Raw genomic sequence first — 14261 nt, forward strand, 5'->3', positions numbered from 1 at the left:
TCGCCGCGTTGTGCGCGTTTCCTCGACGGCGTACGAGTATAGCGCGCACGCAAACATGCGGCAAAAGGCCGAACGCCGCAGCCGAAAAAGTGGACAGGCCGCCGGCCATGTGTGTAGACTGGCTTCGATCGTGTGGACAGACTGGACGGTCTGGCCTGCGGTGTGCGTTCCAGGGATTTTCCGTGCACGTTCTTGCCAAACGTATGGAGGGACAACGCCATGGCGGTGCAAACGAATCGGCGGGTTTTTTTGAAGGCCAGCACGGCGGCGGCGCTGGGCACGGCGGTAACGAACATGGCATTCGGACAGAACGCGCCGGACGCGGCTCGCGTTTTGCGTGTCGGCGTGGTCGGAGTCGGCGGCCGGGGGACGGGCTTGTTGGGCATCCTGCTCGGCAGGAAAGATGTGGCCGTTCCCGCCGTGTGCGACATCAACGAGACCCATCTGAACCGCGCCCTCGGCATGGTGGAAAAGGCCGGCCAGCCGAAACCCGAAGGGTACGGTTCTGGAGAAGAGGCCTACAAGCACTTGATGGAGCGTTCGGATCTCGACGCGGTAATTATCGCCACGCCTTGGAATTGGCACACGCCGATGGCGGTGCATGGCATGAAATGCGGGAAATACGTGGGCGTCGAGGTGCCCGCGGCCATGTCCTTCGAGGAATGCTGGGCTTTGGTCAACACGCACGAGGAGACGAAAGTCCCCTGCATGATGCTCGAAAACTGGAGTTTCCGGCGGGACAACCTAGCCGTGCTGCGGATGATTCGCGAGGGAATCCTCGGCGAAATCGTCCACTGCCATTGCGCGCATTCGCACGATTGTATTGACCATTGGTTCTTCGACCCGCAGGGCAATATCCGCTGGGGCGGCGAGTTTCTTGTCCGCTACAACCGCGACCAGTATCCCACACACAGCATGGGGCCGGTCCTGAGTTGGATGAACATCAACTGCGGCGACGCCTTCGCCACGGCCACCTCGACCGCCACCGACTCGCGCGCCATCAACGCCTATTTCACGCGCAAGTTCGGCGCGGACCATCCAAACGCGAAACGCAAATACAGGCAAGGCGACATTGTGACGACCGTGGTGCGGACGCATCTCGGAAAATCAATCGTAATCAACTACGACATGCAGTTGCCGCGTCCCTACGACAACCGGTGGATGATCCAAGGCACGCTGGGCCTGTACGACGAGGACAAGGCCTCGGTGTACATCGTGGATCGGAGTCCAAAATATCACGAGTGGGAGCCGTTCGCGCCATACCAGGAACAGTACGAGCACCCGTGGTGGAAGGCGATGCTCGGCGATTCCGCCGCGCGCAGCCACGGCGGCACGGACGACCTCGAACTGGCGCAATTTCTCGACGCCGTTCGAAACCGGACCCAGACGCCCATTGATGTGTACGATTCGGTAACGATGTGTTCCATCATTGCGCTGTCCGAGCGATCGATTGCGCTGGGCAGCGCGCCGGTCGAATGTCCGGACTTCACGCGCGGCAAATGGAAAACGCAAGCGCCGCGGTTTGCGCTGGCGTAGCTTTCAACCTGCGACACCGTTGCGCGAACGATTCATTCAATCGCGTGGAGCGAGTCAACAGACAGGACGACATGCGGATTTCTTACGAAGCGAAGTCGGATGTGTTACATTTCGTGTTTGCGGACACGGGCGTCTACTCGCATGAAACCGAGGGCGGCATTCGGGCCGAGTACGATTCCGAGGGACGGCTGGCCGCCGTTCACGTGCCCAACGCCATGGCGACCGCATCGGGAACGGACATTTTCCGGCAACTCGTATTCGACGGGATAGATCCCTTCACGGCGGATCATCCGTTGATCCTCGTTCCGCGCCTGTTCAAGGACGTGCAGTCCCTCGAATAGCCTTTCGCAATTCGATCGCGGCCGCGCGCACATCCGGCGCTTCCGTCACGGCCGTCACGACGGCGACATGCCGCGCCCCGCGCACCGTCACCTCGCCGATGTTGTGCGCCTTGATGCCGCCCATGCACGTAAAGGGTATGTGAAGGCGCGGCGCGATTACGGAAATGCTATCCGGTCCGATCGCCCCCGTGGGAACGGTTTTGGTCTGCGTGGCGAAAATGGGGCCGATATTGACATAACTGGCCCCGGCGTCCTGCGCCGCAAGGGCCTCGCCGGGATTATGCGACGAGGCGCCAATAATCAATTCAGGCGCAATTCGTCGCGCCGCCGCGACCGGCAAATCGCTTTGGCCCAGATGGACGCCGTCCGCGCCCACGGCCAGCGCCACATCCACGCGATCGTCTACAATCAGCAACGCCCGGCCTTCGGGTATCCGGGCGCGAAACAACTCCGCCCGGCGAAACAGTTCGGCATCATCCAGATCCTTTTCCCGGAACTGAATCAGCCGCACGCCGGCATCGAGCACGGCGTCGAGCACTTCGATCGCGCTCCTGCCTCCGCAGAACGATTCGGTAATGACGACGTACAAATCGCCCGCGCGGAAAAGGGCCATGCGTCCGGCGTGCGTCATCAACCGCCTCCCACAAACCGCACCAATTCCAGCGTGTCGCCCTCGTTCAGCAACAATTCCGGAAAACGGGGCCTTTCAAGCACGGCGCCGTTGTATTCGACCACCGTGGATTCGGGCTTCAGGCCGAGCGACGACAACAAGTCCAAAAGCGGCAAGCGATCGGCAACCGTTCGGGTTGTCCCATTCACGACGATCTGCATCGGAAACCTCCTGTTCGATTCACGTGTCTATTGTATGTGCCCGGTCTTTTTTCTTCAACGGTCCGGGCGGGAAAAATGCGCGTGCGGGTTTGATCCCATGAATCCGCATGCGGTCTAATCGTTCTCCAGGCGCGAAAAGAGAGGTTCTTTCAATGACGAGGTGTATGCTTGTGTCGGTTATGCTCATTGCGACGTTGGGCGGTTCGACTGTTTCGGCAGAGCCGGAATTGCTGGCCGGATTTTCCATGGACACGGTCAATCCGTCCGATGGCGTGTTTCTGGCTGGATACGACTACAACCGCAAATGCACGGGGATTCACGACGATCTCTTCGCAAAGGCTGCCGTGTTCCATGACGGCAAGGAAACCGTGGCCTTGGTCGTGATTGACGCCATCAGCATCCAATACGACACGGCCAAGGCCATTCGCGAGGCCGCCGCCAAACAGGCCACAGGCATCCCGCTGGCGCCCGAACGCGTCATCGTCCAAGCCACCCATACGCATTGCGCGCCGGACACGATAGGCATTTACGGAGCCGACGAAATCCAATGCGGGCGCGATGCCGCCTATATGGCCAAACTCGTCGAGACGGCGGCTGCTCAAGTAGCGGCGGCGGCAAAGGCGCTGCGGCCCGTCCGGCTGGCCTATGCGGAAACCGAATGCAAGGGATGGGTGGACAATGACAGCGAACCGGATATCCTCGACAGTTCCGTCACCGTTCTCCTCGTGAACGACACGGAAGGCAAACCGCTGGCGACGCTGACCCATTTCGCGTGCCACCCGACCGTCCTCGAGGACGAGACGCTTGCCGGCAGCGACTGGGTCGGATACTTCTACAAGGCCATGGGCGTTCGCCCCGGCATCCATTTGTTCCTGCAAGGGGCCATCGGGTGCTGGGTTCAGCCGAAAACCCCGGAACGCTCCTATCCCCTTGCCCAACGATACGGCGAGGATCTCGCCGCGAAGGTTCTCGAAGCCGTGAAAAATCCCGTGCCGATCGCGGAAACGGCGATCCGGTTCGCGAATGCGGTCGTCCGCGTGCCCGTGGAAAATCCAAAATTCCAGTTGATGAGCGCCTTGGGGCTGGTGTCGCGTCCCTTCACCGAAACGGTCGAGACCGAAGTGGCATGGTTCGCGGTGGGTTCGGCGCAATTTGCCACGCACTTCGGCGAAACCGCCCCTGAATACGGCTTTCAAACCAAAGAACGGATGAAATCGAAACCGAAATTCGTTCTTGGCCTGGGATTGGATCATCTCGGCTATATCTGCCCGGAACGCTATTTCGGCGACGCGAAAATTCCGCACGCGAAATATCTGACCAGCATGTCGCCGGGGCCAAAAGCCGGCCCGGTCATGATGGAGGCGCTGCAACGCATCATTCCTTGAAGGCGCGCGCGGAACGTCCGGAGAACAGACTGTCGAGTCTGTCTACATGCAACCGGCCCGGTTTTCCAGCAATGACAGACTGGACAGTCTGTCCCGCGGGCCGCAAGCAAGGGAGTTCCCGGTGAATTCGGGATCAGGCAATGGCCCGTTGCAGGGCCACGACGACCCCTTGCATCCGAACCGACTGCGCGGGCACGGTGAACGGTTGCATATCCGGATTGGCGGGGCGGAATTCGATATGTTTCCCGTGCGGATAATACCGCTTGACGGTTGCCTCGTCGCCGATAAGCGCCACGACGATATCACCCGGTTTCGGCGGCCGTTCCTGATCGACCACAATGATATCCCCGTCGAGAATGCCGGCTTCGATCATGCTGTCGCCGTTTACGCGCAGGCAATAGGCCTTGCGTCCGGCGAGTTCCCGCGACACCGGCACATGGCCCTCGATATTTTCCTGGGCCAGCAGCGGCTGGCCCGCGGCAATTCGGCCCAGAAGCGGCAACACGCCCGGCGCGCTTTCATACAGGCCCGCCGCGGCGCAATCCTTTACGCGTATCCCCCGCGCTTTCGACGAACGTTCGATATAGCCTTTGCGTTCCAAGGCCGCGAGATGGTCGTTCACGCCGTTGAGCGATGCAATCCCGAATTTATCGCCGATTTCCGCCAGGGTCGGCGGGAAGCCGCGATCCCGGATGGACGCCACGATAAAATGCAGGATGGCGGCCTGCCGGCGGGTGAGTCCGTGCGCCATGAGACGAGCCTCCTTCGATGACTGAATTTCTCTTCAGTTATATTTGACCATGAATGGACCGGTTTTGTCAAGCCCCCATTCATTTTGGCTTGTTGCCGGATGCCTCGCCGCATGCGATCGGGATCCGCCGGTCAGGTGTACTGCAAACGGTACAGCGTGTAATAAAGTCCGCGGCGGGCGAGAAGTTCCTGGTGGGAGCCGATTTCCCGGATTTCGCCGTGGTGCATGACGGCGATGCGTCCGGCATGTTGAATGGTAGACAGCCGGTGCGCGATGACGATGCAGGTGCGGTTTTGCATCAGTTTTGCAATGGCGTCCTGGATAAGCGCCTCGGTCTCCGTGTCCACGTTCGATGTCGCCTCGTCCAGGACGAGGATGCGCGGGTCGTGCGCAAGGGCGCGCGCAAAGGCGAGCAGTTGCCGTTGGCCGGTCGAGAGGTTGCAGCCACGTTCCCCGACGTTGTATTCGTAGCCGCCGGGCAGTTTTTCGATGAACGGCGCCGCGTTGACATAGTCCGCGCAGGCGCGGATGCGCGCATCGTCAATGTCGGGATTGCCCAGCCGAATGTTGTGCGCGATCGAACCGGAGAACAGAAAGACGTCCTGCAGCACGACGCCGATCTGTCTGCGCAAAGGAATCCTCGCATAATCGCGCACGTCGAGTCCGTCAATAAGGACGCGTCCCCGCTGGACATCATAGAACCGGCTCAGCAAGTTTGTAAACGTGGTTTTGCCGGCGCCGGTGTGGCCCACGATGGCGAGGCGTTCGCCGGGGGCTATGGCAAGATTGATGTCCTTGAGAACCCATTGATTGTCATCGTATGCGAACCACACCCGATCGAACTCGACACGCCCCTCGATTCGATCAATCGTCATGGCGCCGGGTTTGTCAATCAGGTCTTCCGGCGTGTCGAGCAATCCGAACACGCGTTCGGAGGACGCCATGGCTTCGAGCAGGAGGTTGTAGCGGTCCGCAAGCGCGCGAATGGGGCCATAGAGACGCTCGGACCACTGCACATAGGCGAAAAACATGCCGATGTCGGCGGGTCCGCCCAGCAACTGCTGCGCCGCGAGAATCTGGCTGCCGCCGTACAGGACAATCAGGGCCAGCGAAAGGGTTCCGAGGAAATCAACCACGGGAAAGTAATAGGCGTAGTAGCGAATCTGGCGGAGCCATTCGTCTCGATGATCCTTGTTGCGGCGATCGTATTCGTCGAAACGGGCTTTTTCACGGACAAAGGCCTGGACGATGCGCATGCCGCCGATGCTTTCCTGCATGTGCGCATTGAGACGCGCGATCCGTTTGCGGATTTCGAGGTACGAGGCTTGGGCGTATTTGCGAAACACGGCACTGGAGACAAACACGGCAGGAAGCGGCGCGAGCGCGATGATCGTCAATTGCCAGTTGTTCCATGCCATGAATCCAAGGACGACGAAGAAAACGAAGAGGTCGCTTACGACCTGCACGACGCCGCTCACGATGGTTTCCTGCAACTTTTCGACATCATTGGTGACGCGCGTGATCAGGCGGCCCAGCGGATTGCGGTCCATGAAGCGCAACGACATCCGGTTCAAATGCGTGAAGACATCCATGCGCATCCGGAGCATCGCCCGCTGGCCGACGTGGGCCACGATCAGCATCTGGCCGTAATGCGCTGCGGCTTCGACGAGGAGCAACAACGCCGTTGCGGCGATCAACAGGAGCAACCGCGAACGATCATGGGCTTCCCGCGCCGCTAATTCCGGGAATGCCGCGGGCGCCGTTACGGCGTCCCCGGAATGCGACAACGCCAGACGTTCGGGACTGTTGATGTACCATGCAATGGCCTTCCAGTTGAGCCAGGGCACAATGCTGCCGAGCAGCGCCGTGAGCAGGAGCAGCATGGTCGCGAGGATCAGGAGCCGGCGGTAGGGGCGGGCGTAGCCGAGCAGGCGCCGCATCAAGCCGGCGTCGTACGGACGCGTCTCCAGTTCATCGCCGATGTGATAGCCTTCGCTCACGCTTTTTCCAGTTCCTCTTCGAGCAGTTGATGTTCGTACATGCGGGCATAAAGTCCTCCCCGCGAGGCAAGATCGCCATGCGTGCCGCGTTCGACGATCCGTCCCCCGTCAATCACAAGGATCAGGTCCGCGTGGCGAATCGTCGAGATTCGGTGCGAAATGATCAGGCTGGTTCGCCCGGCCATGACGCGTTTCAGCCCTTGCAGAATGGCCTCTTCGGTGTGAGTGTCCACGCTGGACAACGCGTCGTCGAGGATGAAGATCCGCGGTTCGCGAATGACCGCGCGGGCAATCGCGAGGCGCTGCTTCTGGCCGCCGGACAAGTTGACGCCGCGCTCGCCCAGCAATGTGTCGTACCCTTGCGGGAGTTGGCGCACCGTCTCCGTGAATTGGGCGACGTCGCAGGCCGCGTCCATGAGTTCACGGGGGGCGTCCGGGCGTCCGAAACAAAGGTTGTCGCGAATGCTGGCGGAAAAGAGAAATGTGTCCTGCGGCACGTAACCGAGCGCGTTCCGCACGGTTTTCAACGGATAGGCCTGAATCTCCTGTCCATCCAAAAGGATACGCCCCGATACGGGGTGGCATTCGCGCGCAAACAGGGCGGCAATGGTTGATTTGCCCGACCCGGTCGGCCCGACGATGGCCACGGTCTTTCCCGCCGGAATGTCGAAGTCAATGGCATCGAGGATCGGTCTTCCTTCATACGCGAAGGAGACCTTTTCAAAACGGACGCCGCCTTCCGTTATCGTGAGTTCGGGGCGCGTCCAGGGACCATCCGCAATGGACGGTTGTTCGGCAAGGATTTCGTTGATTCGGTTCATGCCCACGGCGCCCTGCTGGTACAGGGTCAAAATCCACCCGAATTCGGCCAGCGGCCACACGAGCATCAGCATGCAGACGATGAACCCCGTGAAGTCTTCGATGGTCAACTGTCCGCCAATTACCATGACGCCTCCACGCCAGAGCACAAGCAGAATCATCAGGGCGACGGTCAGCCCTATCATCGGCCATGCCAGCGACATGACCCCCGCCAGCCGCATATTCTCGCGCAGATACTTCATGCATTCGGATTGGAACGATTCCGCCTCGCGATCCTCGATGCCGTACGCCTGCACGACGCGCATGCCGGCCAGATTTTCCTGGGCGCGGGCGGTAACGGCGGCGTACTGGGCCTGCACGCGTTCGGATTGCCGGTGAATGAAGGAAATAAAGAGATAGACGAGCAGGGTGATCAGCGGAAGCGGGACAAGCGAAAGAAAAGTAAGCCAGGGACTCAGGTAAAGCATCAGGGCAAGGGCCATCGGCAACCGGACCATGTCAATCGCGCCCATGATGCCGGGGCCGAGAAACATCCGCACATAATTGAGATCGTTGGTGGCGCGCGCCATGATGTCGCCTGTGGGCGTCCGGTTGAAGAAGTCGCGCGAAAGCGTTTGTACGTGCGCGAAGAAGGCGTTGCGAAGATCGTATTCGCATTTGCGCGAAGCGCCGATAATCAGCGTCCGCTCGAAAAACCGTGCAATGCCGGTAATCAGGGACATGGCCAGCAGCGCAAAGAAAAAAAACACCAGGCGTCGCTGCGTCATCGTGCCGGCCTGAAATTCCGCGACGACGAGCCGAAGAACCACCGGCATCGCCAACCCGACACCGACAAAAACCAAAGCCAGCAACAATCCCGCGACATAAATGCGCCAATAGGGGCGCGTGTAACGCAGAATTGAGCGGATCGGCGCCGGGAGGGGCGTGGGCGTGACGTGTCGGGGCGGCAGCATCGGGCCGGGGCTAGACTTCGTCGGGCATGGGCATGATGCCCCGGACAAGATCAATAAGGTCTTCCGGACGGAATGGTTTCATCAGATAGCCGTCCGCGAATACGTCCTGGATACGGGCGCCATAGCGTTCTATGGGCTTGGCGGTCACAAAATAGACCTTGATGCCGGCCAATCCCGGATCGTTCTTGAGGCGGCGGCACGTCTCCCATCCGTCCAATCCCGGCATTGCGATGTCGAGCAGGATCAACTGATACTGCCGAGAGGCGGCCATTGCCAGCGCTTCCTGGCCCGATGTGCAGGAATCCACGGCGTATCCCTCGGTCTGGAGGCAGCGCGAAATGAAAATGATGACCTCGGGATCGTCGTCCACGCAGAGGATCTTGTTTCCCAGATGTTTCGGTTCCGGGGGGCGCGCGCCGGAGGTTTTTTGGCTCATGGCGTTTTGGATTGCGCTCAACAGGCCGCTTTTGCGAAATCCGCCGTTCAAATGCGCCGCCACGCGAGTGTGATACCGGTTGTGCAATTCGGGATCGTTGGCCAGAAGGATCACCGGCAGGGCGCCGGCTACGGGATCGGCAAGGATCCGTTCGAGCGCGTCCGCGCCCTCGTCCATGCCGTCGGCATCCACCATGATGCAATCGGGGTGGTGGCGCTCGACCAGTTGCAGGCAGTGGTCCGTCTGGGCGGCATGGACGACATCCATGCCCTCCGAAATCAAAAAGTCGCGGATCTGCAAATTGAGACCGCGATCCTGGGTGAGGAGCGCCATCAGGAGATGGGTCTGGGCCGGAAGCAGCATTTCGTCCGACAAGGTTCCCTGCGCGTACTGGGAAGGCTTGTAAAGGGGCAGCGCAAACCGGAAAACACTGCCCTTGCCCAATTCGCTTGTGACCGTAATCCGGCTGCCGTGGAGGCGCACGATGTCCTGCGCGATGGACAGGCCGATGCCGGTTCCGCCGTATTTGCGGGTGGACGACCCGTCGTACTGGTAAAACCGCGTGAACACCTTGTCCAGCGCCTCGGGAGGGATACCGATGCCCGTGTCGCTGACAATTGCCTCGACGGAATCCTCCCGGACGTGAATTTCGACTGTGACGCAGCCTCCCTGATGGTTGAACTTCACGGCGTTCGACAAGAGATTGTTGAACACTTGGCCCATCTTGCCCTTGTCGCCTTCGACCATGACCTTTTCATGGGGCGCGACCAGTTCCACGCGAATGGATCGGCTGTCGGCGACGGGCTGCACATTTTGAATGCTGGCGCGCGCGCATTCGACCAAATCGAACATGTCGAACACGAGTTTCTCGGTGCCGCGATGCAGGCGCGAAAAGTCGAGCAGGTTTTCGATGAGCGTCACAAGTTTTTCGACATTGCGCAGAATGATTCCCAGGTATTCGCGCTGGGTGTCGTTGATGGCCCCGACCTTGCCGTTGTACAACATGTCCGTGTAACCCATCACGGCGACCAGCGGCGTCCGAAGTTCGTGGGAGACGTTCGAGAGGAGATTGGTCTTCATCTCGTCGAGCGTCTTGAGTTCCTCGTTTACCTCGTGCAATTTCTCCCGGGCGCGCGTCACTTCGTCGAGGGATTGTTGCAGATTGTCCAGCAGGCGGGCGTTGCGTAGGGCAATCGCGATATGGGGACCCATTTCCTCGAGCACGTCCATGTCGTGCTTGCTGAATGCGAAAGCATGGTTCGACGCGAGATCCAGCGTGCCGATAATCCGCCCCGTCGCATAAAGCGGGACGCAAAGGCAACTGCGCGTGTCGGGTGGGAATTCCGAAGTGAATTCCGACGTCTGCTCGTTCATGTCGTCTTGGAAAAGACTCTTTCGGTGGCGGACGACCCAGGCCGCCACGCTGGGCGCGGTCGCCGGCGCGGCCTCCAGTTCGCGTTGTTCGGGCCATAACAGGCGTTTTTCGAAACTCTCGCCCTTTTCATTCAACAAGGAAACGGCGGCATATTCGAAATTGACGATCTTCTTGAGTTCGACAATAAGACTTTCGTGTAGACGCCCTGCCTCGAGACTAGAGTTGATGACGTTTGCGATTTGGTTGATCGCGCTGATGCGTTCCGATCGCTCACGGGCCTGCTGTTCCAGGCGGACGCTGGCGGTTACATCCCGAAAGATGCCTTCCGCGCCCGCGAAATTGCCATCCTCATCCGTTATCCGGTTGCCCGACAATTCGATGCAGATCGATCGCCCGTCCTTGCACTTCATCCATACCCGCGTGCGTTCGATGAAGTGCTTGATGGACAGTTCCCGCGCCATGCGCGCCAAGTCAATCTCCTCAAGAAACAGTTCGCGCAGGTTGAGCCCCAAGGCTTCCGTGAACGAATTGAATCCGAAGATTTCCGCGCCGGCGGGATTGATGAACGTCAGGTTGCCGTCGGCGTCCGTCTGGTAAATGCCATCGCGCATCGAGGTGATGAGCGTACGGTATTTTTCCTCCGACTCCTCCAACTGGCTGATATTCTGGTTGAGCGCCTGGGCCATTTTGTTGAAGGAGGAGGCCAGTTCCTCGATTTCGTCGCCGGTTCCAATTTTAAGTTTCAATTCAAGGTCGCCCTGCCGAATGATTTGGGCGCCTTCGTTGAGCAGCATGACCGGGCGGACGATATTGTTGTGTACATTGCGATAGGCGATGATGCAAAACAGGCCGATGATCAGCACTGCCCCGACAATCGAGTAGATTGCCCATGCGTTGATGTTGGCGAAAACCTCGACGGCGGGGCGATACACCACGATGTACTCGCGATAGGAAGCCTCGCGCCCCTGCAATCGGTGAAAAGCCAGGAGGACGCTTTGCGTTTTTCCGTGCGCTTTGTAGTTCATGACGCGCATGACGCCCGATTCGGGCGCGTCGGGCGCGGCCAGACGCTGTTGCAGTCTCGGGGCGGCGCCTTCGGTTTTCAGGGGCGGCATGGCGTTCAGGTCCAGATAGGACATCAGCACGCCGCCGTTTTCGCCGACCCGGGCCATCTGGTATCCGTCGGTGCCGAACTCGTCATCCTGGCGCCGTCCCGCATGGCCGAAAGTGAAATCCATCAATGCCGATACGCCCTGATCCTCGCACAGAAAACCAACGCGATCGTTGGTTACGGGATTGACGACCGGCGCCACGCACCGCGCCTCGTACCGGTTGCGTTCGGGCGAATACCGGAACAGTTCCCCGACAAATGCGGCCTGGGAGAACATCTCGCGCCATTCAGGATGCGAGAGATCCGACTCGGGCGCCTGTTCCGTGCTGAAAACGAGTTGGCCCGATGCATCATAAAGGCTGTATACCGACGGACCGTCCCCCGCGTTGCGCGCCTCGATTTTCAAGCGTTGAAGGAGCTTGTCCGCGGTTTCCGGCTCCACGCCGGCGCGTGTCGCCAACGCGGCGACGATTTCCGGGTCGTGTGCAAGCGATCGCACGGTGCGCAATCGCGATTCAAGCGCCAACACCAGCCCGCGGGCCGTGGTTTGGGCCGCGGTGGAAAGCGTGCGCTGCACGGCTTTGCGCTGACCTTCATGGGTGACACCGTAACCGACAATAAGTGCAATGGTAATCGGAATGATACCCACCCAGATGATAGGGGTCAGGATCTTGCGTTCGATTCCGCCTCGACGTTGACTCCAGCGCATGACGCTCCGGCACGGGCCCCGGCCCTGTCAGTTACTCCACAGCGTGCTCGCGTCCAGCCAAATCCCTTACCTTCTTTAGTAGATCGTCAATCTTGAAGGGCTTTGCCAGATACTCGTCCGCCCCGCATAAAAATATCCGCTCGATGTCCTTTTCCTTGGTCAGGCAGGTCACCGCCATGATGGGAATGCTTTGCGTCGCCTCATTGGCGCGCAGGGCCTTGGTCACCTCGAAACCGTTGATATCCGGCATGAGAAAATCGAGTAAAATGAGATCCGGCAACAGTTGCGCGGCCTTCAGACCCACTTCCGTTGCGTTGCTGACCTTGATCAACTCAAAGCCTTCATCCGTCAGAATTCGCTCGATCATCGCCAAGGCGTCCGGATCGTCATCCACCACCATGACCCGCTTGCGGGAAGGGCCCTTGTCGCGCGGAAACATGTCGTATTGCTCGCGAAATGCATCCAGATCTTTTTCCAAAATCCGGTAATGGCCGCCGGGTGTGCGCGACGCCTTGATCAGTCCCTGTTTGATCCAGTTCTTGATACTGTGATGGGTCACATGGCAAATCTTGGCTGCTTCAAATGTTGTATAGGCTTTCTGTTCACGCTCGCTCACAGTCGTATCCTCCGTTACCGGTTCAGATCAAGGTTCAAAAACGCATGCTTAAAAAATTACAGTTCAACCCGCAAAGAGTCCTATAATTCATAGATTACGCATCTTGTGATTGCATTATAACCCACGGCCTCATGGGTGTCAACCCGGAATTGCGAAGATCAGCGGACGAGGTACCGTGTAATTTTAGTACGGCAGGTCAATGTTTATGACGGCCAATCCGGCGGTCAAGGCCGTCTTTCAATGTGCTTTCGGTCATTTCAGCGGGGGCCTTTTCCTGTGGTGATTCGTGCGTATCCAGCCATTTTTCCATGTTGAAGTCCATATCGGAGGATGCTCCGCTTTTGGCTGAAACGGTCGGATGGTTTCGGAGATCGTCAGGCGCTTCGACAGCCATCACTGGCAGGCCGTTGGCCTCTTCCTCTAAAAGGGCGGAGGTCTCCTGGGATAACTCCGTCAAAGCGGTCTTGCATTGCGAACAATGCGCAAGGTGCGATTCCGCATGAATCCGATCGGCGGGAGAAAGCGTGCCGTCCAGATAACATCCCAATTCTTCCAGGGGAAGGCAAATTCCGAAAGCCGTTGACGGGGTGGCTAGAAGCGGTATCAGCCCGAGCGCTTCCGTGACGTTTTTTTTGAACTGGTCCCGGCATTTTTTGCAAGCGGATAGATGATCGTCAAGGTCCGGCGAATCCGGCGCCATACCCTTGGCGTGCCGGACGGCATATTCCTCCAGCAGCCGGGGATCCGGACAATGCGAGCCGAAGTTTTCAACAGGCGAGATCATGGTTTCTCTCCTTGAGGGCCCGTCGCAGTTTTTCGCGTGCGCGGCGGAGTTTGGCCGAGACCGTATTGACATTCAAGGCCAACATCCCGGCAATTTGCACGTATTTCATGCCTTGCACATAGAATAAATCCAGGATCAAACGTTCTTGGCCGGAAAGTTTCTCCAATTCCCGATTCAGCCGTTCTTTTTGTTCCTTGTGTTCCAGCGCACAGTCCGGTGAACAGGGAAGGGCGTCCGTATTGGGGACGCATTCCCCGGCGGGATTCGTGCGGGATTGGAGCCATCCGTATCCGCGTGTTTCGAGTCGCCGGAGGTAATCCACGGTGTAATTGGCGGCAACGGCCACCAGCCACGCATGAATGCGGGATGGATGATGCAGTCGGCGCAACAGGCGACACTCGTTGGAAAAGATGCGTTCGAAGACTTCATTCACGATGTCTTCCGTTTCCGTGCGCCATTGTCGGTCCATGCCCATTGCGGTCAGCCGGCGAGCCACCGCGCGCCGGACCAATCCGCTGAATTCGACGTAGAACGACGCCTTGGCGCCGTCATCGCCGCGCAGGCATCCGGCCACCAGTTCGGATGTCGAGGCGGGCATGGACGTTAGGATCCTC

General features: G+C 59.3%; 12 protein-coding genes. 3 read left to right on the forward strand and 9 right to left on the reverse strand.

What is annotated here, in order from left to right:
* Positions 1-219 precede the first annotated feature (219 nt).
* Both P5540_15190 and P5540_15195 read left to right on the forward strand, forming a co-directional pair.
* Positions 220-1536, forward strand: a complete 1317-nt coding sequence (locus P5540_15190; protein HRT66160.1) for a Gfo/Idh/MocA family oxidoreductase — start codon at positions 220-222, stop codon at positions 1534-1536.
* A gap of 71 nt (positions 1537-1607) precedes the next feature.
* On the forward strand, positions 1608-1877 hold the full coding sequence (locus tag P5540_15195) for a hypothetical protein (protein HRT66161.1): 270 nt from the start codon (positions 1608-1610) through the stop codon (positions 1875-1877).
* Here P5540_15195 and thiE read toward each other — a convergent pair.
* A complete protein-coding gene (gene thiE, locus P5540_15200; GenBank protein ID HRT66162.1) occupies positions 1852-2508 on the reverse strand; it encodes a thiamine phosphate synthase in 657 nt (218 codons plus the stop codon). The genes P5540_15195 and thiE overlap by 26 nt on opposite strands.
* Positions 2508-2708 carry a sulfur carrier protein ThiS gene (gene thiS / locus P5540_15205; protein ID HRT66163.1) on the reverse strand — a complete coding sequence of 67 codons (201 nt, stop codon included), beginning with the start codon at positions 2706-2708 and terminating at the stop codon, positions 2508-2510. Before thiS ends, thiE begins: the two co-directional genes overlap by 1 nt.
* 152 nt (positions 2709-2860) lie before the next feature.
* On the opposite strand from thiS, the gene P5540_15210 reads away from it, so the two are divergent.
* Positions 2861-4093 carry a neutral/alkaline non-lysosomal ceramidase N-terminal domain-containing protein gene (locus P5540_15210; protein HRT66164.1) on the forward strand — a complete coding sequence of 411 codons (1233 nt, stop codon included), beginning with the start codon at positions 2861-2863 and terminating at the stop codon, positions 4091-4093.
* Between the two features lie 133 nt (positions 4094-4226).
* Here the strand turns inward: P5540_15210 and lexA are convergent, their stop codons facing one another.
* From lexA to P5540_15245, 7 genes are all read right to left on the reverse strand, one after another.
* The gene (lexA, locus tag P5540_15215) at positions 4227-4844 is read right to left on the reverse strand and encodes a transcriptional repressor LexA (protein ID HRT66165.1); all 618 of its coding nucleotides are present in this window, start codon (positions 4842-4844) and stop codon (positions 4227-4229) included.
* A 131-nt stretch (positions 4845-4975) separates the two neighbouring features.
* Entirely contained in the window at positions 4976-6844 is a 1869-nt protein-coding gene (locus P5540_15220; protein ID HRT66166.1) for an ABC transporter ATP-binding protein, read from the reverse strand.
* Complete coding sequence (locus P5540_15225) at positions 6841-8616, reverse strand: ABC transporter ATP-binding protein (protein ID HRT66167.1); 1776 nt, start codon at positions 8614-8616, stop codon at positions 6841-6843. The genes P5540_15220 and P5540_15225 overlap by 4 nt, the downstream gene beginning before the upstream one ends.
* A gap of 10 nt (positions 8617-8626) precedes the next feature.
* Complete coding sequence (locus P5540_15230; GenBank protein ID HRT66168.1) at positions 8627-12247, reverse strand: ATP-binding protein; 3621 nt, start codon at positions 12245-12247, stop codon at positions 8627-8629.
* 31 nt (positions 12248-12278) lie between these two features.
* Complete coding sequence (locus P5540_15235) at positions 12279-12863, reverse strand: response regulator (GenBank protein HRT66169.1); 585 nt, start codon at positions 12861-12863, stop codon at positions 12279-12281.
* Between the two features lie 196 nt (positions 12864-13059).
* On the reverse strand, positions 13060-13647 hold the full coding sequence (locus tag P5540_15240) for a zf-HC2 domain-containing protein (protein HRT66170.1): 588 nt from the start codon (positions 13645-13647) through the stop codon (positions 13060-13062).
* Positions 13631-14245: a sigma-70 family RNA polymerase sigma factor gene (locus P5540_15245; GenBank protein HRT66171.1), complete on the reverse strand. Its 615-nt coding sequence runs from the start codon at positions 14243-14245 to the stop codon at positions 13631-13633. Before P5540_15245 ends, P5540_15240 begins: the two co-directional genes overlap by 17 nt.
* Positions 14246-14261: the final 16 nt, after the last annotated feature.

Source organism: Candidatus Hydrogenedentota bacterium, from assembly GCA_035450225.1.
In the GTDB taxonomy this organism is placed as follows: Bacteria; Hydrogenedentota; Hydrogenedentia; order Hydrogenedentales; family SLHB01; genus DSVR01.

Coding starts and splice junctions, on each gene's coding strand:
- P5540_15195 (HRT66161.1), top strand. CDS start 1,608: ATGCGGATTTCTTACGAAGCGAAGTCGGATGTGTTACATTTCGTGTTT.
- thiE (HRT66162.1), bottom strand. CDS start 2,508: ATGACGCACGCCGGACGCATGGCCCTTTTCCGCGCGGGCGATTTGTAC.
- P5540_15190 (HRT66160.1), top strand. CDS start 220: ATGGCGGTGCAAACGAATCGGCGGGTTTTTTTGAAGGCCAGCACGGCG.
- P5540_15240 (HRT66170.1), bottom strand. CDS start 13,647: ATGATCTCGCCTGTTGAAAACTTCGGCTCGCATTGTCCGGATCCCCGG.
- P5540_15230 (HRT66168.1), bottom strand. CDS start 12,247: ATGCGCTGGAGTCAACGTCGAGGCGGAATCGAACGCAAGATCCTGACC.
- P5540_15210 (HRT66164.1), top strand. CDS start 2,861: ATGACGAGGTGTATGCTTGTGTCGGTTATGCTCATTGCGACGTTGGGC.
- thiS (HRT66163.1), bottom strand. CDS start 2,708: ATGCAGATCGTCGTGAATGGGACAACCCGAACGGTTGCCGATCGCTTG.
- P5540_15225 (HRT66167.1), bottom strand. CDS start 8,616: ATGCTGCCGCCCCGACACGTCACGCCCACGCCCCTCCCGGCGCCGATC.
- P5540_15245 (HRT66171.1), bottom strand. CDS start 14,245: ATGCCCGCCTCGACATCCGAACTGGTGGCCGGATGCCTGCGCGGCGAT.
- lexA (HRT66165.1), bottom strand. CDS start 4,844: ATGGCGCACGGACTCACCCGCCGGCAGGCCGCCATCCTGCATTTTATC.